The 24,340-nt window shown below is 67.8% G+C and carries 19 protein-coding genes; 5 read left to right on the forward strand and 14 right to left on the reverse strand.

Annotation, left to right across the window (positions count from 1 at the left end; translation table 11 throughout):
- Position 1: 1 nt before the first annotated feature.
- The 5 genes from ligD to GQE99_RS03015 all read right to left on the reverse strand — a co-directional run bounded on the left by ligD (position 2) and on the right by GQE99_RS03015 (position 4,712).
- Positions 2-2,443 (reverse strand): DNA ligase D, encoded by a 2,442-nt coding sequence (gene ligD, locus GQE99_RS02995; protein ID WP_161350096.1) that lies wholly within the window; start codon positions 2,441-2,443, stop codon positions 2-4.
- Positions 2,440-3,267, reverse strand: coding sequence for a non-homologous end joining protein Ku (ku, locus tag GQE99_RS03000; RefSeq protein ID WP_161350097.1), 828 nt, complete (start codon positions 3,265-3,267; stop codon positions 2,440-2,442). Before ku ends, ligD begins: the two co-directional genes overlap by 4 nt.
- A 25-nt stretch (positions 3,268-3,292) precedes the next feature.
- Complete coding sequence (locus tag GQE99_RS03005; protein WP_161350098.1) at positions 3,293-3,565, reverse strand: hypothetical protein; 273 nt, start codon at positions 3,563-3,565, stop codon at positions 3,293-3,295.
- Positions 3,566-3,616: 51 nt separating this feature from the next.
- A complete protein-coding gene (locus GQE99_RS03010; RefSeq protein ID WP_161350099.1) occupies positions 3,617-3,886 on the reverse strand; it encodes a hypothetical protein in 270 nt (89 codons plus the stop codon).
- 64 nt (positions 3,887-3,950) lie between these two features.
- Positions 3,951-4,712: a PRC-barrel domain-containing protein gene (locus GQE99_RS03015; protein WP_161350100.1), complete on the reverse strand. Its 762-nt coding sequence runs from the start codon at positions 4,710-4,712 to the stop codon at positions 3,951-3,953.
- Positions 4,713-4,857: 145 nt separating this feature from the next.
- Here GQE99_RS03015 and GQE99_RS03020 point away from each other — a divergent pair, with 145 nt between their 5' ends.
- The 4 genes from GQE99_RS03020 to GQE99_RS03035 are packed head-to-tail and all read left to right on the forward strand — an operon-like array spanning position 4,858 to position 12,305.
- Positions 4,858-7,107: an acyl-CoA dehydrogenase gene (locus tag GQE99_RS03020; protein WP_161350101.1), complete on the forward strand. Its 2,250-nt coding sequence runs from the start codon at positions 4,858-4,860 to the stop codon at positions 7,105-7,107.
- The gene (locus GQE99_RS03025; RefSeq protein ID WP_161350102.1) at positions 7,104-8,387 is read left to right on the forward strand and encodes an acetyl-CoA C-acetyltransferase; all 1,284 of its coding nucleotides are present in this window, start codon (positions 7,104-7,106) and stop codon (positions 8,385-8,387) included. The genes GQE99_RS03020 and GQE99_RS03025 overlap by 4 nt, the downstream gene beginning before the upstream one ends.
- Positions 8,387-10,468 carry a 3-hydroxyacyl-CoA dehydrogenase NAD-binding domain-containing protein gene (locus GQE99_RS03030; protein ID WP_161350103.1) on the forward strand — a complete coding sequence of 694 codons (2,082 nt, stop codon included), beginning with the start codon at positions 8,387-8,389 and terminating at the stop codon, positions 10,466-10,468. The genes GQE99_RS03025 and GQE99_RS03030 overlap by 1 nt, the downstream gene beginning before the upstream one ends.
- A gap of 1 nt (position 10,469) precedes the next feature.
- Complete coding sequence (locus GQE99_RS03035) at positions 10,470-12,305, forward strand: acetyl-CoA hydrolase/transferase C-terminal domain-containing protein (protein ID WP_161350104.1); 1,836 nt, start codon at positions 10,470-10,472, stop codon at positions 12,303-12,305.
- On the opposite strand, the gene GQE99_RS03040 is transcribed toward GQE99_RS03035, so the two are convergent.
- From GQE99_RS03040 to GQE99_RS03065, 6 genes are all read right to left on the reverse strand, one after another.
- A complete protein-coding gene (locus tag GQE99_RS03040) occupies positions 12,306-14,768 on the reverse strand; it encodes a vitamin K epoxide reductase family protein (RefSeq protein WP_161350105.1) in 2,463 nt (820 codons plus the stop codon).
- A gap of 64 nt (positions 14,769-14,832) precedes the next feature.
- On the reverse strand, positions 14,833-16,257 hold the full coding sequence (locus tag GQE99_RS03045; RefSeq protein ID WP_161350106.1) for a dihydrolipoyl dehydrogenase: 1,425 nt from the start codon (positions 16,255-16,257) through the stop codon (positions 14,833-14,835).
- A 56-nt stretch (positions 16,258-16,313) separates the two neighbouring features.
- Positions 16,314-17,075, reverse strand: coding sequence for an SDR family NAD(P)-dependent oxidoreductase (locus GQE99_RS03050; protein WP_161350107.1), 762 nt, complete (start codon positions 17,073-17,075; stop codon positions 16,314-16,316).
- Positions 17,072-18,001: an SDR family oxidoreductase gene (locus tag GQE99_RS03055; protein WP_161350108.1), complete on the reverse strand. Its 930-nt coding sequence runs from the start codon at positions 17,999-18,001 to the stop codon at positions 17,072-17,074. The genes GQE99_RS03050 and GQE99_RS03055 overlap by 4 nt, the downstream gene beginning before the upstream one ends.
- Positions 17,998-18,894 carry a bile acid:sodium symporter family protein gene (locus GQE99_RS03060; RefSeq protein WP_161350109.1) on the reverse strand — a complete coding sequence of 299 codons (897 nt, stop codon included), beginning with the start codon at positions 18,892-18,894 and terminating at the stop codon, positions 17,998-18,000. The genes GQE99_RS03055 and GQE99_RS03060 overlap by 4 nt, the downstream gene beginning before the upstream one ends.
- Positions 18,891-20,207, reverse strand: a complete 1,317-nt coding sequence (locus tag GQE99_RS03065) for a flavin-containing monooxygenase (protein WP_161350110.1) — start codon at positions 20,205-20,207, stop codon at positions 18,891-18,893. Before GQE99_RS03065 ends, GQE99_RS03060 begins: the two co-directional genes overlap by 4 nt.
- Before the next feature lie 60 nt (positions 20,208-20,267).
- Here GQE99_RS03065 and GQE99_RS03070 point away from each other — a divergent pair, with 60 nt between their 5' ends.
- On the forward strand, positions 20,268-20,921 hold the full coding sequence (locus GQE99_RS03070) for a TetR/AcrR family transcriptional regulator (RefSeq protein ID WP_161350111.1): 654 nt from the start codon (positions 20,268-20,270) through the stop codon (positions 20,919-20,921).
- Positions 20,922-20,933: 12 nt separating this feature from the next.
- Here the strand turns inward: GQE99_RS03070 and GQE99_RS03075 are convergent, their stop codons facing one another.
- From GQE99_RS03075 to GQE99_RS03085, 3 genes are all read right to left on the reverse strand, one after another.
- Positions 20,934-21,980, reverse strand: a complete 1,047-nt coding sequence (locus GQE99_RS03075; RefSeq protein WP_161350112.1) for a quaternary amine ABC transporter ATP-binding protein — start codon at positions 21,978-21,980, stop codon at positions 20,934-20,936.
- A 9-nt stretch (positions 21,981-21,989) separates the two neighbouring features.
- Positions 21,990-23,021 carry an ABC transporter permease gene (locus GQE99_RS03080; protein ID WP_161350113.1) on the reverse strand — a complete coding sequence of 344 codons (1,032 nt, stop codon included), beginning with the start codon at positions 23,019-23,021 and terminating at the stop codon, positions 21,990-21,992.
- Between the two features lie 93 nt (positions 23,022-23,114).
- Positions 23,115-24,095, reverse strand: coding sequence for an ABC transporter substrate-binding protein (locus GQE99_RS03085; RefSeq protein WP_161350114.1), 981 nt, complete (start codon positions 24,093-24,095; stop codon positions 23,115-23,117).
- Positions 24,096-24,340: the final 245 nt, after the last annotated feature.

A 24,340-nucleotide genomic window follows, 5' to 3' on the forward strand; every position in this document is an offset into this window, starting at 1 on the left:
CTCAGTCCTTCGACCACGCCTCGAGCGCCTCGACCACGCTCTTGCCGATCCCGTGCGGCTCGATCCGGCTCAGCGGGCAGGCTTGCGAGAGCCGGTCGCGGGCGTCGTCCACGTGGAAGCCGTCTGGTCGCTTCAGATCCTCGAGTTCCGACCAGCTCACCGGCATCGCAACCGCCGCACCGGGCCGCGCGCGCAGCGAATAAGGCGCGATCGCGGTCGCGCCGCGTTCGTTGCGCAGCCAGTCGATGAACACGCGCCCCTTGCGCTTCTTCTTCGACATCGTCGCGGTGTAGCGGTCGGGGTCACGCTCGGCCATGACATGGGCGAAGGTCTTGGCGAAGTACTTGACCGTGTCCCATTCCGCGATCCGGCGCAGGGGCACCACCACGTGCACGCCCTTGCCGCCGGTGACCATCACCCCGCTCGAAAGCCCGACGGCGTCCAGCCCCTCGCGCACATCACGCGCGGCGGCCTTCACGTCCGCGAAATCGAGCCCCTCGTCGGGGTCGAGGTCGAAGAACATCCGGTCCGGCCGCTCGATCCGGTCACGATGGGCCCCCCAGATGTGGAACTCCAGCGTCCCCATCTGGGCCGCGCCGACGAGGCCATCGGGCGTGGAGACGTACATGTAATCCTCGGTCCCGCCGTCCTTTTCTTCGATCGGCATGGCCCTGACACCGTCGGGGAAGCCCTTCCCGGCGTGTTTCTGGAAGAAGCAGTCCTCGGAGATTCCGTCGGGACACCGCAGAAGCGACAAGGGCCGGTCGGCGGCATGGTCTAGCATGCGTTCGGCCACGTCGGCGTAGTATTGCGCCACCTCACCCTTTGTCAGGCCCGCGTCCGGGTAGACGACGCGCCCGGTGCTCGACACCCTCACGCCGCAGATCGCGGCGGTATCGCCGCTGTCGGTCTCGGCTTCAGCCTTCGCGCTCACGTCCTCGGCCTCCTTGTCTTCGCGCAGGCCCTGGTAGACCCCGTGGCGGATCCGGCCTTCGCTGGTGAATTCGGTGTATTCGGCTTCGACCACGATCTTCGGCGTGACCCAGTGCGCGCCCTTCGCCTCGGACGGCAGGTCGCCGTCGAAGGGCGACGTCTTGCGCGCGAGTGGTTTCAGTTCAGACATCAACGTGTCGAAATCCGCCTCGTCGAAGCCGGTGCCGATCCGGCCGCGATAGACCAGGTCGCCGTCCTCGTAACTGCCCAGGATGAGCGACGAGAACGGGCGCCCTTTCTTGTCCGAAGGGGACCACCCCGCGACCACGAACTCGGCGCGGCGCACGCACTTCGACTTGATCCACCGCTTGCTGCGCCCGCCGCGATAGGGTGCATCGGTCCGCTTGGATATGATCCCTTCACCGCCCGCGCGGCACATGGCGTCGAGCGCGGCATGCCCGTCGCCCTCCAGCACGGGGCTGAGGCGCAGGGGGCCGCGCGGCGGCTGATCCTCGAACAGCTTTTCCAGCGCCGCGCGCCGGTCCTTGAGCGGTTCACCGGTCAGGTCATCGCCATCGAGCGCGAGGCAGTCGAACGCGTAATAAGTCAGCGGATCCCCCCGTTTCAGCGCCTTCTGGAGCGTCGAGAAATCGCCGCCACCGCCGCCCGCGGTCACCTCGCCGTCGAGCAGCACGGAGTCACAGTCGAGCGTCGCGGCAGGGGCGCAGAGCGCTTCGAAACGGTCGGACCAGTCCTTGCCGCCGCGCGTATAGAGCCGCACGCCGCCCTTCCCGACCGCCATCAGGCAGCGATAGCCATCGAACTTCGCCTCGTGCTGCCAGCCGTCGCCCTCGGGCGGGGCATCCTTCAGGGTGGCGAGCTCCACCTCGCGAAAGCGCGGCAGGGGCTTGGCATGGTCGACAGGGTCCTGGGCGTCGTGGTCGTGGGTGATCGCGCGCATGCTACGGCCGGTCGTGACGCTTGTGCGATACTTGTTCGTCAGCGCGTTGGGCGTGCGCCCGGCCTGATCGTCGCGCTCCTTGATGAGAAGCCAGTTGTCGCGCTTCTCGCCTGACTTGCCCTTCATCTTCACGAGCGCCCAGCCACCCGACATGCGCGCGCCGTGCAGGCGGAAATGGAGCTTGCCCTTCTTCAGGCCCTCCGAGACGTCGTGAAGCGGCTCCCACCACCCGGTGTCCCACAGCATGACGGTGCCGCCGCCGTATTCGTCTTCGGGGATGGTGCCTTCGAAATCGCCGTAGGACACGGGGTGATCCTCGGTGCGCACCGCCAGACGTTTCTCCGACGGGTCCGCGGAGGGACCCTTGGTCACCGCCCAGGACAGCAGCACGCCGTCCCATTCCAGCCTGAAATCATAGTGCAGGCGGCTCGCGTCATGTTTCTGGACGACGAAGGACAGGTGATCGCCTCCCGCCTCGACCAGCGCCGCGCGGGGTTCCGGCGTGACGTCGAAATCACGCTTCTTCTCGTAGTCCTTCAGCGACCTCATGAGGCCTTCTTGCGGGACTTGCTACCCCCGCCCTTGGTTTCCTTGAGGCTCTTCTTGAGCGCATCCATCAGGTCCACCACGTTTTCGCCGCCCTCCTTGCCGCCATCGTCGGAGCGCGCCGCGCGGGGCGTCTTCTTCGACTTGAGCTTGCGGTCGATCAGGTCGCGCAGCGCCGTGGCATAGTGATCCTCGAATGCCGAGGCGTCAAAGGGCGCGGTCTTCTTGTCGATGAGCTCGGTCGCAACCTCGAGAAGTTCCTTGTCGGCCGGGTCGTCCGCGATCCCCGAGAACAGCGGATCGGCGTCCCGGATGTCCTCTTCGTAATGCAGGGTCTCCATCAACAGACCGTCGCCGCAGGGGCGGATCGCGCAGAGGTATTCCTTGCCGCGCATGGTAAGCTGGCCCAGGCCGGCTTTCTTGGTCTGACGCAGCGCATCGCGCACCACCCGGTAGGCGTCCTCGGACAGATCGTCCGAGGGTACGACGTAGTAGGGCCGGTCGAACCAGATCGGCGCGATCTCGGTCGTGTCGACGAATTGCACGAGTTCCAGCGTCTTCTTCGTCTCCGGCTTGATCGCGTCGATCTCGTCGGGGTCGAGAAGAAGGTAGTCGCCGTCCTTCGTCTCGAACCCCTTCATGATCTCTTCGCTGTCCACCGGGCCGACACCCTGCACCACCTTCTGGTAATGCACGGGCTTGCCCGAGGGCTCATGGATCTGCCGAAACGACACCCGTCCGCCCGATGACCGGGCCGAGTAGACCTCGACCGGGATCGAGACGAGCGACAGCCTCAGCTGTCCTTTCCAGATCGCACGCGCAGCCATGCGCCCTCCTTCCGGCCCAGGGGCCTCAATCGCTCACGTCGGTGTCCGGATCGCCGGGCTCGACGGTTTCGGTCGGCGCGCTCTCGGGCACCTCGACGTCGCCTTCGCGGAATTGCTCCGAACTGGTTTCGTCCTGCTGCGCGCTTTCCGGATCGTCCGGACCCGGCGCCGTTTCGAAGACGCCACCCATCCAGACCACGAAGCCCAGCAGGACCACCGCGATGAGCAGGATGACGCCGACAAGGGGGCCGCGGTGGCGGCGCTTGTCTTTCTGCATGTCGGTATCGGGGGGTGTCATGTGGTCTCCTTTCTCCGGCGTCAGGCGGGCGTGCCGCCGCGCCGCGGGGTTCTAGATCGTATCGTCCGAAATCGGCGACTGTCCCGACTTGCCCTGCTCCCTGGCAAGGATCCGGCGCACTTCGGCCAGAAGTTCCTGGCCGCGTTCCGTGCGGTGCGCGCCGCCGGTCGCCCGGGTCAGCTCGGTCAGAAGCGCCTTGAGATACATTTCCCGGTTGCCGGCGGAGTAGCCCTCGGCGGCCAGGATCTCCTGAAGCTCCTCCGCCCCGATCCAGTCGCCATCGGGCGCGCGAAGTTTCGATATGTCGGGGTCGCGTTCCAATTTCTGTCTCTTGAGTATCTGGTCATCAACGTGTCGCCCGCAGGCCATGTTCCGGGCCGGCCGATCACATCGGCCAGAGCCCCAGCGTGCCGTAGGCACCGAGCGGGTCGTCGTCGTGGCTGCGGCGTAGGTCCTCGATCTTGGTGAGTTCCGGGGACTCCTCGATCGCGTTCTGGTTCACGTCGACGTGGATGCGCCCGGCGGTCCAGTCGACCTCGGTCACCCAGTCGCTGATGATCACCACGCGCTTGCCGGGCAGCCAGCTTCCGGTGTCGATCACCAGGTGCTTGACCGCCCAATCCTCGGGGTCGACCAGGAAATCACTGACCGAGCCGATCTCGCCATCGGTCGCGGACACCTTGTAACCGGTCACCTCGTGCATCGAGCGCAGGTTGGGATCGCCCGGCCGCGGCTCGGGCGTCTTGGGTTCGTTGTCGCCCGCCGCCCACACGTCGGCCAGCTGCTCCTGTGCAAGCACGGGCGTGAAGGCCACACCGGGCCCCACGATGAACTGCGGCCAGATGCCCGTCTCGATGGCGCGCTGCTTCTCCTGCTCGCTCACCGGCGCGGCGGTCTCGGGCGTTTCGGCGGACTTGAGTTCTTCGGCGGTCAGGTCCACCGGAAGCTCGGCGCGCTCGGTGTCCGGTTTGCCCAGCTTCTCCGCCCCGACAAGGCTTTCGCGGCCGACGAGCAGGAAGCCGGTATGCGCCACGAGATAGCGCACCTTCCACGCATGATCGTCGAAATAGATGTCCTGCACACGCCCCGTACGCTCGTCGGCGGCGCGGATCGCGTAATGTCTCAGGTCGTCGTATGAAATGAGCATGATGAACCTCCTGACGTGTTGGTTCTGACCTCTCAACGCAGACGGGGCCGGTTTGGCTCCATGTTCTCTTGCGCTCACCAACCCGTGTTCCGGTCGGAACACGGGTAACCGCGCCCGCGTTGAGGGGACCAAGGAGCCAACAGTCATGAACGACATCAGAAAACGGCTGCTGACGCGGCCGATTCACCGCTGGGCCGGCAAGGCGCTGCCCGGCCTGTCCGAAACCGAGGCCGCGGCCATCGAATCCGGCGAGGTCTGGTGGGAATCCGAGTTGTTCACCGGCAGCCCGGACTGGGACACGCTGGCGAACGTCGCCAAACCCGAGCTCAGCGAAGAAGAGCACGCCTTCATCGAGGGCCCCTGCCGCGAACTCTGCGAAATGCTGGACGACTGGGAGATCAACCAGACCCGTGCGGGCCTGCCGCCCGAGGTCTGGGCCTTTCTGCGCAACCATCGCTTCTTCGGGATGATCATCCCCAAGGAATACGGGGGCCTGGGCTTTTCCGCCTACGCCCATTCCGAGGTGGTCCGCCTGATCTCGACCCGCTCCGTCGTCGCCGCGGTGACCGTGATGGTCCCCAACTCGCTCGGCCCGGGCGAGCTCCTGATGCAGTTCGGCACGAAGGAGCAACGGGACGAATGGCTGCCCCGGCTGGCCGACGGGCGTGAACTTCCCGCTTTCGGCCTGACCAGCGAGGATGCCGGGTCCGACGCGGCCGCGATGACCGACGAAGGCATCGTGTGCACCGGCACGTGGAACGGCGAAGAGGTGACCGGCATCCGGCTCACCTTCTCGAAACGCTACATCAGCATGGCCCCGATCTGCACCGTGATGGGGCTGGCCTTCCGCCTGCGTGACCCGGACGGCTTGCTGGCCGGCGACGAGGACCGGGGCATCACCTGCGCCCTCGTGCCCGCCGACCTGGAGGGCATTACACGCGGGCGCCGGCACATCCCTTCGGACACCATGTTCCAGAACGGACCCATCTCCGGCGAGGACGTGTTCATCCCGCTCGACAACATCATCGGGGGCCGGGACAACGCCGGGCGCGGCTGGGAGATGCTGATGTCGGCGCTGGCCGCCGGGCGGGGCATTTCGCTGCCCTCGCTCGCCGCCGCCGCCACCGCGCTTTCGGCCCACACCACCGGGGCCTATGCCCGGATGCGCAAACAGTTCGGCCTGCCCATCGGCAAGTTCGGCGGTGTGCAGGAACCGATGGCCCGGATCGCCGCGGCCGCCTACCGGCTCGATGCCGCGCGCAACCTCACCTGCGCGGGACTGGACGAGGGCCGCAAGCTCGCCGTGATCTCGGCGATTATGAAGGCCAACGCCACCTATGCGATGCGCGACGCGGTCAACGACGCGATGGACGTGCATTCCGGCAAGGCTGTGATCGACGGGCCGCTCAACTACCTCGCCCCCCTCTACAAGGCGCTGCCCATCGGCATCACCGTGGAGGGCGCGAACATCGTGACGCGCTCGCTGATCATCTTCGGTCAGGGGGCGATCCGCGCCCACCCACACCTGCTGGACGAGATCGAGGCGCTTCAGAACGAGGACGAGGAGGCCTCGCTCGATGCGTTCGACACCCATTTCTGGGCCCACGCCGGGCACCTTCTGCGCAACGCCGGCCGCGCCACGCTGCGCGCCTGGACCGGCGGGCGGACCGGCCCGGCGCCGGAGGCGGGCAAGGCCACGCCGCTCTACCGCGAAACCGCGCGCTGGTCCTCGGCCTTCGCGCTGACCGTCGAGGCCGCGTTCCTGTCGCTGGGCGGCGACCTGAAGCGGCGCGAGATGGTATCGGCCCGGTTGGGCGACGCGCTCTCGGAGCTCTACTTCCTGACGGCCGTGCTCAAACGCTGGCAGGACGACGGGCGGCCGGCGGCGGATTTCCCGCTGGTCGAATACAACGCGCGCCGTGCCTTCGCCCGGATCGGGCAGAGCCTCGACGAAACGCTGGGCAACCTGCCGGGGCACCTGATCCCCGGCGCCGTGCGGGCGCTCACCCGTCCGCGCGCCCACGGACGCGGGCCGGACGACGACCTCACGGCGGCCTGCGCCGACCTGATCTACGACCCGTCCGAGACGCGCGACCGGCTCACCGGCCGCATGTTCACCGGCTGTGCCCGTGACGGTATCCGGCTCCTGAACGACGCCTACGCTCTGGTCACCGAGGTCGAGCCGATCGCCAAGAAACTGCGCGAAGCGGACAAGACCCCGGACGAGGGCGTGCGCGCGGGCCTGATCACTGCGGCCGAACGCGACCGGCTGGCCGAGGCCGACGCGGCCGTCGAAGAGGTGGTCCGGGTCGACGACTTCTCGCCCGAGGAACTCACCGCCTATTACCGCGACGCCAACACGCGTCCCGATGCTGCGAAAGAGGCTGCCGAATGACACGACCCGTCTATCTCGTCGACGGCGCACGTACGCCGTTCCTCAAGGCCCGCGGCAAGCCAGGGCCCTTCACGCCCGTGGACCTCGCCGTGCAGGCAGGTCGGCCGCTCCTGGCGCGCCAACCCTTCGGCCCCGAGGACATCGACCTCGTGATCCTGGGCTGCGTCAACGTGATCGCGGATGAAATGAACCCGGCCCGGGTCGCCGCGCTGCGCCTTGGCATGGGTGACGACCAGGTCGCCTTCACGGTTCAGATCAACTGCGGCTCGGGGATGCAATCCATCGACACCGCGTTCCGCTACATCCAGGACGGGCACCAGGACATGGTGCTCGCCGGCGGCGCCGAGGCGCTGAGCCACGCGCCCCTCGTCCTGCGCGAAGAGGCCGCCGCCTGGATGGGCGAGATGGCCCAGGCCGACGGGATGACGGAACGCGCGAAGATGCTGGCGAAGATCAAGCCGGAGTATCTCAAGCCGGTCATCGGGCTGGAACGCGGCCTCACCGATCCGGTCAGCACGCTCAACATGGGCCAGACAGCCGAAGTGCTGGCCTACCGCTTCGGAATCACCCGCGAAGAGGCCGACGCGTACGCCGTCGAAAGCCACCACCGCATCGACCGCGCCCGGCAGGAGGGCTGGCTCGACGGCGAGGTGGAACCGGCCTTCTCCCGCGACGGCGAGGCATTCGACCGGGACACCGGCGTGCGCCCCGACACGGACACCGATGCGCTTGCGGGCATCAAGCCCGCCTTCGAACGCCCGCACGGCAAGGTCACGCCCGGCAACGCGTCACAGATCACCGACGGCGCGTCCTGGACGCTGCTCGCCTCGGAAGAGGCGGTGGAGAAGCACGGGCTCACCCCGATCGCGAAGATCGTCGACAGCGAATGGTCCGCGCTCGACCCGTCCGTCATGGGCCTGGGCCCCGTCCTGTGCTCCACAGCGATGATGCAGCGCCACGGCATGAGCCGCGAGGATATCGGGCTGTGGGAAATCAACGAAGCCTTCGCGGCCCAGGTGCTCGCCTGCCTCGAAGCCTGGCGGGACGCGGACTTCTGCCGCGCGGTCCTTGGAATGGATGGCGCGTTCGGTGACATTCCCCACGACCGGCTGAACGTGGATGGCGGCGCCATCGCCGTGGGCCACCCGGTGGGCACCAGCGGCAACCGTATCGTTCTGCACCTCGCCAACGCCATGCGACGGCGTGAAACGACCCGCGGCATCGCCACCGAATGCATCGGCGGCGGCCAGGGCGGCGCCATGCTGTTGGAGGCCGCGTGATGGGTATCGTGCTCGACTTTCTCGGCGAAACCCGCCTCGAACTTGGCCCGGCCCGCGATGCGACCCGTGACGGCACCTGGCGCATGGCGCGTGGCGACGACGGCATCGTTTGGCTTGTGCTTGATGTGCCCGACAGCGACACCAACACCGTGTCCGAGGCGGTTCTGACCGACCTCGACGCCCAGCTCGACGCTCTGGAGGACGACCCGCCCAAGGCGGTCGTGATCCGCTCGGCCAAGCCCGGCGGGTTCGCGGCCGGCGCTGACATCGGCGCGCTCGCCGACATGGCCGGCTCCGACGCGGAGGATCTCCTGCGCCGGGGTCACGCCGTACTGGACCGTCTGGAGGCGCTCGACGTTCCCACCATCGCGGTGGTCCACGGCGCCGCGCTTGGCGCCGGGTTCGAACTTGTGCTCACCTGCGACCGGCGCCTCGCGCTCGACGGCGCGTCCTTCGGCTTCCCCGAGGTGCAGCTTGGCCTGCATCCGGGCCTTGGCGGCACCTTCCGGCTGACGGAGCTCATCGCCCCGGACGAGGCTATGACCCTCATGCTCACCGGCAAGACCGCGCATACGAAGAAGGCGCGCAAGCTGGGCATCGTGGACGAAGTGACCCAGGAGCGTCACGTCCACAACGCGGTGCGCGCCATGGCGGACGACACCGACGACGCGCGCAGCCGCAGCGTGCGCGCCCGCGCCTTCGATCTCTCCGCCGCCCGCAGTCTTGCCGGCCGCAAGATGCGCGCGGAGACCGAGAAGAAAGCGCCGAAGGACCACTACCCCGCGCCCCACGCGCTCATCGATCTGTGGGAAGACGCGGGCGGCGACCGCGCGCGGATGCAGGCGGGCGAGATCACGTCCTTCGCCCGGCTCCTGGAGACCGACACCGCGCGCAACCTGGCGCGCGCGTTCTTCCTGCGCCAGACGCTGAAGAAATCGGGCTCGGGCGCGAGCGACATCACCCGCGTCCACGTCGTGGGCGCCGGTGAAATGGGTGCCGAGATCGCCGCCTGGGCGGCCGTGAAGGGCAAGCGCGTGACGCTTTCCGACATCTCGCACGACGCGCTCGGCAAGGCCGTGAAAGCGGCGACCAAGGTTTGCGAGGGCGCGCACCTGACGTCGGCCGAGACGCGTGACGCGCTCGACCGGCTGATGCCGGACCCGCACGGCTACGGCGCCGCGCGCGCCGACCTGGTGATCGAGGCGCTGCCGGAGGACCCGGATCTCAAGCGCAAGGTCTACGCCGATCTCTCGGACACGATCCGCCGCGACGCGATCCTCGCCACCAACACGTCGTCGCTCTCGCTCTCCGACCTTGCCGACGGCGTGAAGGACCCGCGCCGCTTCGCGGGCCTGCACTTCTTCAACCCCGTTTCGAAGATGCAGCTGGTTGAGGTGGTCGGCCACGGCACCCCCCGCAAGGGCGTGCGCGACCGGCTGGCCGCCTTCTGCACCGAGATCGACCGCCTCCCCGCCCGCGTCGCGGACGCTCCGGGGTTCCTCGTGAACCGGGCGCTGGTCCCCTACCTGATGGAGGCGCTGGTCCTCATGGAAGAGGGTGTGCCGAAAGAGGTCATCGACCGCGCAGCCATGGATTTCGGCATGCCGATGGGTCCGGTGACGCTGGCCGACCAGGTCGGCCTCGACATCTGCCTCGACGTGGCTCAAAGCCTCGAGGGCCGCCTCGACACCCCGCTACCGGATATCCCCGCACGCCTGCGCGCGTTGGTCGAGGACGGCCACACCGGCAAGAAAGCGGGCCGAGGTTTCTACGACTGGTCCGAGGGCGCCCCCGATCCGGGCGACGCGGACACCGGCAATGCGCCGGAAGATCTTGTCGACCGGCTGATCCTGCCGCTCTGCAATGCCTGCGTCACCTGCCTGCGCGCCGAGGTTGCGCGCAACGCGGACGAGGTAGACGGGGCGATGATCTTCGCCACCGGCTTCGCCCCGTTCCGTGGCGGCCCGCTGCGTTACGCGCAAGACAGGGGCGTGGACGCGGTGCGCGACCGGCTCGCGGACCTTGCCGAGCGCCACGGCCCCCGCTTCCGCCCCGACGAGGGGTGGGATCGGCTGAGCTGACATGGCCCCGCTGCGCCGCACGGATGCCGACGAACTGGCCCACGAGATCGCGGAACGCGTCGGCCCCGACATGAGGCTCGCCCTGCCTTTGGGGCTGGGCAAGCCGGTGACCCTGGTCAACGCGCTCACGCGGCTGGTGGCGGATCATTCCGATCTGCACCTCACCATCTTCACCGCCCTCACGCTCGAGGTGCCCGATCCGTCCGACGACCTCGCCCACCGGCTCATGGCCCCGGCCCGCGACCGGCTGTTCGGGGCCTATCCGCAGATCGACTACGCGCGATGGCTGCACGACGGCACGTTGCCGGACAACATCGAGGTGCACGAGTTCTTCCTGATGGCCGGCAACTGGCTCGGCAACGACACGATGCAGCGGACCTATGTTTCGGCCAACTACACCCACGCGCTCGACGTGCTGGCCGCGCGCCGCCCGAACGTGCTGGCCCAGCTGGTGGCGCCGATGGAGGACGACGGCCTCAGCCTGTCGTGCAACACCGACATCACCGCCGATCTCCTCGAGATGCGCCGCGCGGGCGAACAGGACTTCATCGTGGCAGGCGAGCTCAACCCGGCGCTTCCCCCGATGGGCGGCACCGCCCGGATCGAGGCGGAAGAGGCCGACCTCCTGCTCGACCCGCCGAAGCCGTTCGAGCTCTTCTCCTCTCCGCGCCAGCCGGTGAGCGACGCGGAATACGCGATCGGGCTGCACGTGTCGCGGCTGGTGCCCGACGGCGGTACGCTCCAGATCGGGATCGGCGCGTTGGGCGACGCCGTGGCGCGCGCCCTGCTCCTGCGCGCACGCGGCGAGATCGCGGACATCCACGATGCCTGTCCCTTCCCCATCGGTGCCCGGTTCACCGAAGGCCGGCCATTCGAAACCGGCCTCTATGCCGTGACCGAAATGCTGGTCGAGGGCATCCTGCAACTCTTCGAGGCCGGCGTGATCCGGCGCGAGGTGGCGGGCAAGGCAATCCACGCCGGCTTCTTCGTTGAGACCCGCGACTTCTATCGCCGCCTGCGCGAGATGCCGCCCGACCGGCGTGACCGGATCGGCATGGAGCCGGTGTCCTTCACCAATTCGCTCTACGGCGACGAAGAGGCCAAGCGCGAGGCCCGCCGCGACGCCCGCTTCGTCAACACCGCGATGAAGGCCACGCTGATGGGCGCGGCGGTCTCGGACGGAACCGAGGACGGCCAAGTGGTCAGCGGCGTCGGCGGGCAGTTCAACTTCGTCGAGCAGGCCTTCGCGCTGAAAGATGCCCGCTCGATCCTCGCCCTGCCCGCGACCCGCACCCGGCGGGGCAAGACCGAGAGTAACATCGTCTGGTCCTACGGGCACGTCACGGTGCCGCGCCACATGCGCGATATCGTGGTGACGGAATACGGTATCGCCGACCTGCGCGGGCGCTGCGATGAAGACGTGATCGCGGCCATGCTGAGCATCACCGACGCGCGCTTCCAGGACGAGCTTCTGAAACAGGCGAAGAAAGCGGGCAAGATCGCGCGGGACTACACGCTCCCACCAGAGGCGCGCGACAACACGCCTGACAACCTGGGCCGCTGGATCGGGGCGTTCCGCGCGGACCGCCTGCCCGACTTCCCCTTCGACACGGATTTCACCCGGACCGAGGCGCGGCTTCTGCGCGCCCTGTCCAGGCTGAAGAAGGTCTCGGGGTCGCGCCGCGCCCTGGCCCCCTTCGTGCTCGAAGGGTTGCGCGGCATCACGGAGGACGAGGAACAGGCGCTCGCGCGGCTCGACCTCGATGCGCCGGGGACGTGGAAGGATCGCCTCACCGCGCGCGCGGTGCGCGGGGCGCTGCGCCGCACGCGGCGCTGATCACCGGATGAACCGGTCCCAGTCGCCGTAGCTTTCATGCACCACGCCACGCGGCACGCTCAGGCCGATCAGGACGAGCCCGGCCACGATCGACATTCCCAGCACGGCCCAACCCGAGCCCACCATCAGCGGCGCGAAGATCAGCACGACACCCAACAGGATGTTGAGCACCCGCGCGAGCCGGGCAACCGGCGCCATCGCCGTCACCGCAGCGGTGATCGCAAGCGCCCCCACGAGGTGGAAGGTCGCGGCCATCGGGTCGGTCCACCCAACGACGAGCGGCGCCAGCATGAGAAGCACGCCGACCCCGGCGCTGGCCACGAGGGTCCAGGGCATCGACATGCCGCCGCCCAACATGTCGGCGATGATCGGGCGCGGCCCGCGCTCGAAATCCTCGTCGGCAAAGCGCGTCGCCCCCTCGTCCGTGTCGCCGGTGAAGAACACCTTGAGCCAGGGTTGGCCCGCGGCATGGCGGCGGCGCAGAAACTGGTAGGTCGCGACCATCTCGTCGACCGAGAAGGGGATCTGCAACAGCATAGCCGCCGCCGCGACAAGGCACAGCGTGCAATAGGTGCCGATCACGATCGGCTGGATGACGATGAAGAAGATCGACACCGCGCCCAACGGCACGATCATGATGCCGAAGGCGACGGTGAGCCACGGCATGGTGCGCCAACGCGCGGCGGACCCGATGACACCGACCAGGATTTCGAGCGCATAGGTCATCGCGCCCAGCCCCGCGTCCGGCACCGGCCAGGATTCCGACACCTGCGAGGTGATGATCTGCTCGGTCCCGTTCTTGCCCGGCACGGTGCCGGCGAAGAAGGGATCCCAAACCCCGGAAATGGTTTCAAGCTGGTAGCCCGCCAGGTATCGCGAGATGAGAAGCCCCACCACGGCGAGGATGATCACCGGTAGGCGCTGGAACCAGTCCGACGGGGAATAGCTCCACCCCTTCGGCACCACCGGGCCGGATTGCGCCGCGGCAGGCGACACGCCGGGCGGGGGCCGCACGCCCACGGCAAGGCCCGCGACCAGCATACCGACCAGCGTGCCGTTGAGATAGGCGGCGGAGCTGTCCGTCCAGAACAGCAGCGGCGCCGCCATCAGCCAGACCCCCAGCCCCGCGGTCGCCCAGCGCGCCGCGGGCAGGCGCCAGGACATCGACAGGAAGGCGAAGATCATCACCGCCACGCCTGTCACCACGTCGCTCGCGATCAGCCACGGATCCTGGTGGCCCAGAAGCGGCGGCGCGGTGATCAGCCAGGCCCCGAGCCCGGCATTGACCCAATGCGCCCACAGGCTGTCGCGATGCGCCGCGCGGTAGCGCCGTTCGTGGCGCGCGCGCAGGGCTTCGGCATCTTCCGGCCGGTCCTCGGCCGCGCGCAGCCACGCGGGCGGCGTGATGCCGTTGGCGCGGAACCATGCCGCGGGATCGTCCTTCAAGCTGTCGACCAGGTTCGCCAGCCCGTCCTCGATCCGGTGCGCGGGCGCCCAGCCCAACAGGTCGCGTGCCCGGGAAATGTCGAGCGCGTAATGGTCCTCGGCCATGTCGATCATGAACGGCTTGATGAACGGCGCCTCGCCTTCGTCGAAGGCATCCGGCACCACCGGTTCGGACTTCACCTGCATCCGCGCGCCGGTCTTGGCCAGCGGCGCGGGCAGCGACAGGGTCTGCCACTCCGCCTCGCCGTGGATGAGCTCACCGATCCGGGACTGTAGTGCGGCGTAGTTCATCACCTCCGGCTCACCGGCCAGGATCGCGATCCCGGGGTCGAGCCGGTCGCGCCGGTCGATCGCGCGCTCGAACAGGTCGAGCATGTCCTCCTGGTGGATCATCGCCTGCCCGGCCGAGGTGTCGCCCGCATAGACATGCGACTGGAAATCGCGTGCGTAGATGCGCGCGATCTGGTGCGACAGGGTCGGCACCGCCGTCTTGTCGTCATAGAGCCCCGCGAGCCGCAGGAAGAGCGCGGGAATGTCGCCTGCCTCTTCGCGTATCACCTCTTCGGTCCTGGCCTTCGATTTCGGATAGGCCCAGGCGGGCTCGATCGGCGTATCCTCGTCCACCAGCTGCCCGGGACGCACGGGCGCATGCACGAGCATCGTGCTGGAATAGACGAATTGCTCGACCTCGAAATCCTGCAGCGCCCGCAGCAGGTTGCGCGTGCCCTCCACGTTGACCTTGTCGTAAAGCGGGCTCTCGCGCCCGGAGAAATCGAAATAGGCCGCCAGGTGGATGACCGAAGCGATGCGCCGCCCATGCTCCTGGGCCAACGTCTCGAAGGCCCGCGCGACCGAGTCGGGGTCGGTCACGTCGCAGCCGATGACCCCGTTCCCCGCCGCGTCGGGCAGGTCGAAGCCCACGACCCGGTACCGGGATCCGAGCCGCCGGGTCAGCTCTTGACCGATGCGCCCCTTGGCGCCGGTGATCAGGACGATGTCGTTTCGCGTCTCTCCCATGCAACCTTCCCTGGCGATACGTGTCACGGGTCAACGTGGCCGGGCGCCGAACGTTCCGGCCGTTTCACCCCCGGGGCTTGCCGCCGTGGGAGCCGGGGAGCGGGTCGTCGTCGCGCTGCCAGGGTTTTTCCAGCCCCGCCTGCTTGCAGATTTCGCGCAGCGCCGGTTGCAGACCCTCGGCCAGCGTCGGGTGATAGAACGGCAGGTCGAGCACGTCGGACGCGGTCAGCCCGCTCTGGATCGCCCAGGCGAGGAGATGCGCCAGGTGCTCGCCCTGCGGCGCGCAGATCGCGGCACCCGTGAGACACCCGTCGCTGGTGCGCGCGTGGATCGTGACCATGCCAACGGCCTGCCCCATGACCTTGGCCCGCCCCTGGTCGGAATAATCCGCCCGCCCGGTCACATGCGTGTCGTCATCCGCATCGGGCAGCGTGCCGACCACGGCCACCTCGGGCCGGGTGAAGGCGATGCGCAACGGCACCTTGCGCGCAGTGGCGCCGACGTTCGGGTAATCGCAGGCATTGCGCCCAGCCACCGCCCCTTCGTCCGAGGCTTCGTGCAACAGCGGGCGGTCATGGTTGGCGTCCCCTGCGATGAAGACCGGCGCGTCGCCGCATTGCATGGTCTGGGGATCGAAGACCGGCGTGCCGTGATCGTCGAGCGTCAGCCCCGCGTTCTCGAGCGCGAGCGCTTCCAGCGCCGGGGGCCGGCCAGCGGCGATCAGAACGCGTTCGAACCGGGCCGATCCACCGTCCCAGGACAGCGCGACTCCATCCGTATCCGGCGACGGCTCCGGCGTGCAGCCGAGGTGGATGGGGAAGTGCGGCGACAGCGCCGCCTTCAACGCGTCGCTCGTCTCTTGCGGCAAGGCGGCCAGACGGTCGCCCGCGTCGAACACCTCGACCCGCACGCCAAGCCCGTGCATCGCCTGCGCCATCTCGAGTCCGAGCGGCCCCGCCCCGATCACGGCGAGCGTTCCGGGCAGGTCGTCGATGTCGAAGAGCGTCGCGTTGGTCAGCACGCGGTCCGAAACCGCCTCGTAGGGCTTCGGAATGGCCGAGGTCGCGCCGGTCGCGATCACGATGGCCCGCGCCTCGACCCGGTCGCCGGTGTCGAGCGAGAGAACGCCGGGCGCCTCGAAAGCCGCCTTCGCTTGGAGGCAAGTGCCGTCGGGCAAGTCGTCGATAGACTGGCGGACGCCACGGGCGAAGTCGTCACGCATGCGGCGCACGCGGTGCATCACGGCGGGACCGTCGACATCCACGCTCGTGCGCACGCCGAATTCGCCGGCGTCGCGCGCGCCGTGCGCCGCGTCGGCGGCCGCGATCAGGAGCTTGGAGGGCATGCACCCGGCCATCGCGCAGGTGGTGCCCGCGAACTCCGGGTCGATCAGCAACGTGCGCGCGCCGTGGCGTCGTGCATGGCGTTCGGCGGACAGCCCGGCGGTGCCCGCCCCGATGACGGCCACGTCGGCCCGATGCGTGGTCATGGATGTCTCCCTGCAATCTCCCGAAAGCCCAACGCACCCCGGGCCGCGCAGGTTCCTCAGCCCTCGCCACTGATCCGGCGCCGCATGGCACGCTGGTAGAGACCCGGCGAGGCGCGCATCAGCCACCATGACAGCCGCGCCACCCGGCCAACCGGGATCATCTCCCGCCCCTTGTCGACGCCGCGCAGGATCACGTTCGCGGCATCGTCTGGCGTCATGTAGTCCACGCCGTCCGCCGCTGCGCCGGGGCGCAGGATGCCGTCCGCCCCGCGCTCGGGATTACCGATGTTGGTCGCCACGAAGCTAGGCGCGGCAATGAGGGTGCGTACCCCGTACGCCGCTTCCTCGGACCGGAGGGAGGCGAAGAACCCCTCCAGCGCGTGTTTCGACGCGGCATAGGCCGTGCGGTTGTGCAGCGGCGCGAAACCCGCGACCGACGAGATGGCAAGATGCGTCCCCCGCGCGTCGCGCAATGGCCCGAGAAACGCCCGCGCCATCGCGACGGCGGCGAAGTAGTTGATCTCGAACACCCGCCGGTGGCTGTCCTCGCTCGCGCTCTCGAACGGGCCGATCTGGCTCACCCCGGCGTTGTAGATCACCATGTCGATGCTCGGCCGATCCGCGATCACGCGCGCCGCCGCCTCCGCCAGCGCGGCCCCGTCGGTCAGGTCCACCGCGACCGGTGTGCGCGTCTCGCTCGGCTCCAGCCCGGCGACGTTCACATCCATCAGCACGCAATGCCATCCCCGCGCTTCGAGCGCGTCGGCCAGCGCCCGGCCCAGCCCGCCGTTCCCGCCGGAGATCACCGCCGTCTTCACAGCCCCGCCTCCTTGCGCCACAGCGCGAACACCTCGGCCGAGCTCAACTCGGGCCCGTAGCCGAACACCGATTTCAGCCGCTCGTTGGCCAGTACCGGGCGGTATTGCAGGAAGCGCACCTGTTCGGGGCCATACTGGATGAGCCCCAGTGGATGCGCCACCGCCAGCACGGCCTTGAGCAGCCAGGCGGGCAGGCGCAGCAGCGGCTTGCCCAACTGCCGTGCCAGGTCGTCGACCGTCAGCCACCCGTCGCCCGCGACGTTGTAGATCCCCGCCGGCCCGTCGGTCGCCGCCCGCTCCACGATCCGGGCGAGGTCGCGGGTCCAGATGAAGACGAAGGGACTGTCGGCCCCCCGGATCGCAAGCAGCCGGGGCCGGTGAAAGAGCGCCGTGATCTGGTTCTCGACCCCCGCCCCCAGCACGGTGCCCACGCGCAGCACGACCTGCTCCAGCGCGGGATGGTCGGTGCGCGCTCGGGCCAGCATCTCCTCGACCTGCCGCTTGTGATCGGCATAGGCGAATTCCGGGTTGCCCCGGACGGGCGCGTCCTCGGTCAGCGGCACGGGGTTGTCGGGGTGATAGCCATAGGCGGCCCCCGAGCTCGTCACCACGATCCGCCGCACGCCGTGGCGGATGCAGGCGTCCAGCACGTTGCGCGTGCCGGTCACGTCCACCGCGAACGCCTGCTCCCGCGTCATTCCGGGCGGCGGGGTGACGATGGAGGCAAGGTGAACCACCACGTCCGGGCGCACCTCGCCGATCACCCCGTCGGGATCGTCGCCGGTCACGTCCATCCGCCGGAACGCCACCCCCTCGGGCAGCACCCCGCGATCGAGGTCCGTGGCGACCAGGTTCTCCATCGGCAGGGCCCCGATCAGTGCCCGGCCGACCATGCCGGCCGCGCCCGTGACGAGGATGCGGGTCATCGCGCCGCCTCGGTCCGGCCCATGATCGCCGCCAGCGCGATGCCGGAAATCGCGTGCCAGATCCCCCAGAACGCCGCGACCACGGCCATGCCGCCCAGCCCCCCGAAGAAGCCGAAGATCAGGACCAGCCCGAGGCCGGAGTTCTGGATGCCCGTCTCGATCGTGACCGAGCGGCGATCGAAGGCCGACAGGCCCGCAAGGGTCGCCGTGGTGAAGCCGCCCGCCAGCGCGATGGCATTGTGCAGCACCACCAGCCCGATGATCGCGCCGGCATAGGTCAGGAACTGCGTCCAGTTGGCGGCGAGCGCCACCGCGACGAAGGCGACGAAGATCGCCATCGACAGCCACTGGAGCGGCTTGCGCAACCGCGCCGTGATGTCGGGCCGCCGGGTGTTCAGCGTCACGCCCAGCACGAGCGGCAGGATCAGCATCAGCCCCACCGTGATCGCGATGCGCACCGGGTCGATCGACGTGGCGCGCAGGATTTCCGCGGACGGCCCATAGAGCCGCCCCCAGAAGGCGATATTGAAGGGCGTGGCGACGATGGCCCCCACCGTCGCGAAGGCGGTCATCGACACCGAAAGCGCCGCGTTGCCCCCGGCCCGGTGGGTGATGAAGTTCGAGATGTTGCCGCCCGGACAGGCGGCCACCAGCATCAGCCCCAGCGCGACCGAGGCCTGCGGCTGCACCGCGAGCACCAGCAGGAAGGTCAGCGCGGGCAGCACGACGAATTGCGAAAACAGCCCGACAACCAGCGGCTTCGGCGCCTTCGCCAGAAGCCGGAAGTCGCGCGGGGTCAGGTCGATCGCGATCGAGAACATGACCACCGCGAGAATCGCGTTGAGCAGGGTCAGCGACCCCGCGGAGAAATCCAGGACCGCCTCGTCGATCATGCCGCCCGCCCCCCGAGCTTGCCGATCCAGCGGGTGACCGCCTTCCGGTAGGTCGCCTTGTCCACGTAATAGGCCATGCGCGGCAGGTCGATGTAGTTCATGCCCCCGGTCTCCCGACTGAAGCCCTCGGCCTTGGTCTTCTGCAAGGCGCGTGCCTCGGGGGTGCCGGCCCTCAACCCTTCGATGTAGCGCACCACCATCTCGGCCTGTTCGTGCCGGCCCTGCCAGCCCAGCCCGGACGCCTCGACCATTCCGAGAACGAACAGGTCATCGCGCTCGGGGTGCATGCAGTTGAGGTAGAGATGCGGCGCGTCGCCCCGCCAGTTCAGGTGCGTATCGTCGATGAACGGGTAGTCGAGCTTGTAGCCCGTGGCGACGAGAACCATGTCGTACTCGGCGTGCGTCCCGTCCTTGAAATGCACCGTCTTGCCCTCGAACCTGTCGATGTCGGGGCGGATCGTGATGTCGCCGTGGCCGGCGTGGTAGAGCACCAGAGAATTCACCACCGGATGGCTTTCGTAGAGCTTGTAGTCGGGCTTGGGGAACCCGTATTTCTGCGGGTCTCCCACGAACCACTTCAGGATCGTCCCGTCCACGATGCGCTTCAGCGCCATCGGCAACCGGATCGCGCCGCCCAGCGTGTCGGCGGGTTTGCCGAAGACGTATTTCGGCACGAAGTAGTAACCCCGCCGCATCGACAGGTCGCAGGAGACGCCGTGATGGATCACGTCCACCGCGATGTCGCAGCCGGAATTGCCCGCGCCGATCACCAGCACGCGCTTGCCGTCGAACTGGCCGGGATAACGATACGCCGACGAATGGATCATCTCGCCGGTGAACTCGCCCTCGAACATGGGCATGTTCGGCGTCGACAGCGTGCCGTTGGCGATCAGGAGGCCCGCGAATTCTTCGACGTGCTCGCCCCCGTTATCGCGCCACGTGATCCGCCAGCCGTCGTTCGGCCCGCCGATCGGCTCGCAAGACAGCACCTCGGCGCCGAAGCGGTAATGCCTGTAGAGGTCGAAGTGCCTGGCGAAGTCCCGGAAATAGCGCTTCATTTCGCGGTGCGAGGGGTATTCGGCCACGTCGTCGTCCATCGGGAAATCGGTGAACTCGGTCATCCGCTTGGACGAGATCAGGTGCGCGGTCTCGTACATGGTCGAGCGGGGACCATCGATGTCCCAAAGCCCGCCCACGTCGTCGTTCAGCTCGAAGCCCTGGAACCCGATCCCGTGCTCGGCCAGAAGCTTTGCCGCGGCCAGTCCCATCGGTCCCGCCCCGATCAGGGCAAGCCGGTCGCGCGCCTCGCTCATGATGTCCTCCCTTGTGCCTGTTAACTTGAACATCTGTTCGAAATAAGGCAAGATATTTTCATGGCGGCGCCCCAACCCACTGACACGGAAAGAAAAAGAGCGCCCTCCAAACGGGCGCTCGCCACCCGAAAGCGGGTGTTCGATGCGGCGGAGAAGGTCTTCGCGGCGCGCGGATTCGACGGCGCCACGATCCGCGACATCGCCGCCGAGGCGGGCGAACCGGTTGGTACGATCCACCACCACGGGGGCGGCAAGGAGGCGCTGTTTCACCGCACCGTCGCCCGGCGCGCGACCCCGCTGTCCGAGGCCCGGCTGAAAGCGCTCGGGGTGCTGAAACGGGAGAACCAGGTCACGCTAGAGACCCTGCTCGACGCCTTCATGCGCCCGATCTTCGAGCTGTCGGACACGGACCCGGGCTGGCGCGCCTACGCGCGGCTCGTGGCGTTCGTGTCGGCCGACGACAGGTGGCGGGAGATTTCCGCGGAATGCTTCGACCCGACCGCCGAGCTTTTCCTGGCGGAACTGGGCGCGCTCCTGCCGGAGACGCCCCGCCCGGCGCTGGCGGAAGGCTTCGTGTTCTCGGTATCGGCGATGCTGGCCCTGCTCACCTCGCAGGGCCGGATCGCGGCGCTGGGGGGCGGCGCGGCCCCCGACAAGGAGCAGCTCGACCACCTCCTGCGCTTCAGCGCCGCGGGCCTGAAAGCCCGCGGCTGAGGCGACGCCGGATCAGGCGGCCGCCGCGCTCGATTCACGCGGGACGAGCGCCCGCATCAGGTCGACCATCGTGAGCGTCCCGACCGGTTTGTCACCGTCCAGCACGCGGAACTGCCGGTCGACCGCCCCCTCGGCGCGGGCGATCACGCTTTCCAGCGTATCGTTGACGTCGACATCCCCGAAACAATCGCCCTCCGGCGGGGTGCTCTCCATCACCGAGCGCACCCGGAGCACCCGGGCGCGGTTGATGTCGGCAACGAAGTCCTCAATGTAGGGGTCGGACGGGTTCATCAGGATCTTCTGCGGCTCACCCTGCTGGACCACCGCGCCATCCTTCAGGATGACCAGGTGATCGGCCAGCTTCAGGGCCTCGTCGAGGTCGTGGGTGATGAAGACGATGGTCTTCTTGAGCTCCGCCTGGAGCTCCAGCAGCAGGTCCTGCATGTCTGTGCGGATCAGCGGGTCCAATGCCGAGAACGCCTCGTCCATCAGCATGATGTCGGAGTTGGACGCCAGCGCCCGGGCGATGCCCACGCGCTGCTGCATCCCGCCCGAAAGCTGGTGCGGATACTGGTCGTCCTGGCCCTGGAGCCCCACGCGGTCGAGCCACTTTCGCGCCTCGGCCTCGTAGTCGTCCCGCTTGTAGCCCTCGGTCGCCAGAGCCATCCCCGCGTTCTCCAGCACCGTGCGGTGCGGCAGAAGCGCGAACTTCTGGAACACCATCGACATCGCCTCGCGCCGCAGACGACGCAGTCGGCTTTCGCTCCAGGACAGGATGTCTTCGCCGTCCACCAGCACCTCGCCCGCCGTCGGTTCGATCAGGCGGTTGAGGTGGCGGATCAGCGTGGACTTGCCCGACCCGGACAGACCCATGATGACCGTGATCTCGCCCTCGCGCATGTCGACGTTGATGTCGTTCAGCCCGAGCACGTGATTGGTCTCGGCCATCAGCTCGTCCTTGGTCATGCCGTCCTTCACACGGTCCAGCACGCCCTCCGGGTCTTCGCCGAAGATCTTGTAGAGATGGCGGATGGATACCTTGATGTTGTCGTCGCTCATGGTGACCTCCTATCGGCTGGACTGGCTTGCATCGATCCGCGCGAGCGACGCCTTGGTCACCCGGTCGAGGATGATCGCCAGGATCACGATGCCAAGGCCCGCGATCAGGCCGACACCGAGCTCCAGGTTGCGGATGCCGCGCAGGACGAGGATGCCCAGCCCCGGCGCCGACACCATCGACGCGATGACGACCATCGCGAGGCTCATCATGATGGTCTGGTTCACACCGGCCATGATGTTGGGCAGAGCGAGCGGGATCTGCACCCCGAAGAGCTTCTGCCGGCGGGTCATCCCGAAGGCGTCCGCGGCCTCGATCACGTCTTTGTCCACCAGCCGGATGCCAAGGTCGGTGAGACGCACGACCGGCACGATGGCGTAAAGGATAACCGCGATGCCGTAGAGTTTCGGCTCGGTCACGGAGAACAGGAAGATCAGCGGGATGAGATAGACGAAGGGCGGCAGCGTCTGGAGCATGTCGAGCACCGGGATCGCCACCCTCTGAAGCTTGTCGGACCGCGACATCGCGATGCCTATGGGCACCCCGAACAAGACGCATATGAAGGCACAGACGAAGATGATCGCCAGCGTCTGCATCGCGTAGTCGTAGTAATCGACGAAGGCCAGAAGCCCGATGCCGAGCGCGACGAAGCCGATGATCTTCCACGACCGTGTCACGAACCATGTGATGAGAAGCAGGATCGGGATCATGACGTACCACGGGGTAGAGGTCATGACGTCGAGCGTGCCGCGCAGCATCCAGCTGAGCGGCTGGGTGACCGGGTCCACCACCACGGTCAGCGCGTCGCGGATGTCGAGGAACCCCTGTTCGAGCCCCACGGTCAGGTCGCGCGATTGCGGCCAGGCCGGGCAGGCCTCGTTCAGCGCGTCGAGCGAGGGGAACGGCACCGGGCCGTTCGCCGCTTCTTCCGATCCCTTGGTCTGGGCCATGAGGTCTTCCATCGACATCGGTCCGGCCTCGCCGCCGCTGTCGCACCAGTCACGCAAACCCAGCGTGTCGAATAGTCCGTCGTAAGTCGCCATATGCGGTCGTCAGGCTGTCGCCCCTCCTGTTGTGAAACGCAGAAGCGGGGCCGGCATCCCGGCCCCGCCTGATCTTCGCCTCGCGGCGTCGTCTTACTGGATCAGCGAAGAGAGGTTCTCTTCGGCGCTGTCGTTGACCCAATCCGTCCAGGTGTTCTGGGCGGTGGTCAGGAAGTGCACCGCGACCTCTTCGTTCGACGCGTTGTTCTCATCCTTCCAGGCCAGCAGGCTGGACATCTGCTCGGTCGAGAACGTCATGTTCGAGAAGAACTCGGTGACTTCCGGGTTTTCCTCGGTGAACTCGGAGGTGACCGAGGTCAGGATCGGCGCGGCCGGGAAGTCCGAGACCTGCGGATCCGGGGTGTCGGGGTTCTGAAGTTCGCTGAACGCGGCTTCGTCGTACTCGCCCAGCTTCACGCGGGTCATGTCGTACTTGCCGAGCGGAACGGTCGGGCCCCAGTAGTAGCCGAACCAGGGATCGTCGTTGGTGACGGCGGCGCCCATCGAGGAAGCCAGCGTTTCACCGGAACCGTGGTTGAACACCTCGATGCCCGAGCTTTCCAGGTCGAGCGCTTCGACGAGGTTGTCGGACACGACGCGGCAGCCCCAGCCGTCCGGGCAGTTGTTGAAGCGGCCGCCGACGAGGTCGGGGTTCTCCATGATGCCTTCGATGGTGGTCAGCTCCGGGTGCTCTTCTGCAAGAGCCGTCGGAATCCACCAGCCTTCGACGCCGCCCGGTTCGAGCACCGAGGTCAGGCGTTCGATCTTGCCGCCGTCCTCCAGCTTCTTGTAGGCGTCGCCGGCGGAGTTGAGCCACAGGTTCGTCACCACGTCCGGCTCACCGTTTTCGGCAACCGAGGTGATCGCCGGGATGGTGTCCGATTGCACCAGCGTGACGTCGCAGTCGTAGCCCTGCTCGAGCAGGAATTTCGCGATGTTCGTCGTGACCTCGGCCGCGGCCCAGCCCATCTGGGCGATCGAGACTTCACCGCACTCCGAGTCCTGCGCGCTCGCAGTGGCGGGGATGAGGGTCATGGCGGCTAGCGCCGTCGAAGCAAGTGTCAGCTTGCGCATGGTGTTACTCCTGTACCAATTTACATTCACCAGCCCGCAAGAGCGCCCAAAAAGCCCGCCGCATGTGTGGAAAAGGCATGTCGATGGGCAAGGGGTCACTCGCAACTCGACTGGATTCGGGCGCTTCGATAATCGAAACGCTTTCGTACCTCAAACGTAAATTTGGTGAGGGTCTCAGCGGGGTTATAATCCACTTTGCCGCACATTATTTATCTATAATCATACACTTAACCCTTTGTATTGAC

This window comes from Maritimibacter harenae, assembly GCF_009882975.1.
Classification (GTDB): Bacteria; Pseudomonadota; Alphaproteobacteria; order Rhodobacterales; family Rhodobacteraceae; genus Maritimibacter; species Maritimibacter harenae.

Bases quoted from the DNA above. Each gene is read 5' to 3' on its own strand.
- ligD (WP_161350096.1), bottom strand. From the start codon at position 2,443: ATGAGGTCGCTGAAGGACTACGAGAAGAAGCGTGATTTCGACGTCACG.
- ku (WP_161350097.1), bottom strand. From the start codon at position 3,267: ATGGCTGCGCGTGCGATCTGGAAAGGACAGCTGAGGCTGTCGCTCGTC.
- GQE99_RS03005 (WP_161350098.1), bottom strand. From the start codon at position 3,565: ATGACACCCCCCGATACCGACATGCAGAAAGACAAGCGCCGCCACCGC.
- GQE99_RS03015 (WP_161350100.1), bottom strand. From the start codon at position 4,712: ATGCTCATTTCATACGACGACCTGAGACATTACGCGATCCGCGCCGCC.
- GQE99_RS03020 (WP_161350101.1), top strand. From the start codon at position 4,858: ATGAACGACATCAGAAAACGGCTGCTGACGCGGCCGATTCACCGCTGG.
- GQE99_RS03025 (WP_161350102.1), top strand. From the start codon at position 7,104: ATGACACGACCCGTCTATCTCGTCGACGGCGCACGTACGCCGTTCCTC.
- GQE99_RS03030 (WP_161350103.1), top strand. From the start codon at position 8,387: ATGGGTATCGTGCTCGACTTTCTCGGCGAAACCCGCCTCGAACTTGGC.
- GQE99_RS03035 (WP_161350104.1), top strand. From the start codon at position 10,470: ATGGCCCCGCTGCGCCGCACGGATGCCGACGAACTGGCCCACGAGATC.
- GQE99_RS03040 (WP_161350105.1), bottom strand. From the start codon at position 14,768: ATGGGAGAGACGCGAAACGACATCGTCCTGATCACCGGCGCCAAGGGG.
- GQE99_RS03045 (WP_161350106.1), bottom strand. From the start codon at position 16,257: ATGACCACGCATCGGGCCGACGTGGCCGTCATCGGGGCGGGCACCGCC.
- GQE99_RS03055 (WP_161350108.1), bottom strand. From the start codon at position 18,001: ATGACCCGCATCCTCGTCACGGGCGCGGCCGGCATGGTCGGCCGGGCA.
- GQE99_RS03060 (WP_161350109.1), bottom strand. From the start codon at position 18,894: ATGATCGACGAGGCGGTCCTGGATTTCTCCGCGGGGTCGCTGACCCTG.
- GQE99_RS03065 (WP_161350110.1), bottom strand. From the start codon at position 20,207: ATGAGCGAGGCGCGCGACCGGCTTGCCCTGATCGGGGCGGGACCGATG.
- GQE99_RS03070 (WP_161350111.1), top strand. From the start codon at position 20,268: ATGGCGGCGCCCCAACCCACTGACACGGAAAGAAAAAGAGCGCCCTCC.
- GQE99_RS03075 (WP_161350112.1), bottom strand. From the start codon at position 21,980: ATGAGCGACGACAACATCAAGGTATCCATCCGCCATCTCTACAAGATC.
- GQE99_RS03080 (WP_161350113.1), bottom strand. From the start codon at position 23,021: ATGGCGACTTACGACGGACTATTCGACACGCTGGGTTTGCGTGACTGG.
- GQE99_RS03085 (WP_161350114.1), bottom strand. From the start codon at position 24,095: ATGCGCAAGCTGACACTTGCTTCGACGGCGCTAGCCGCCATGACCCTC.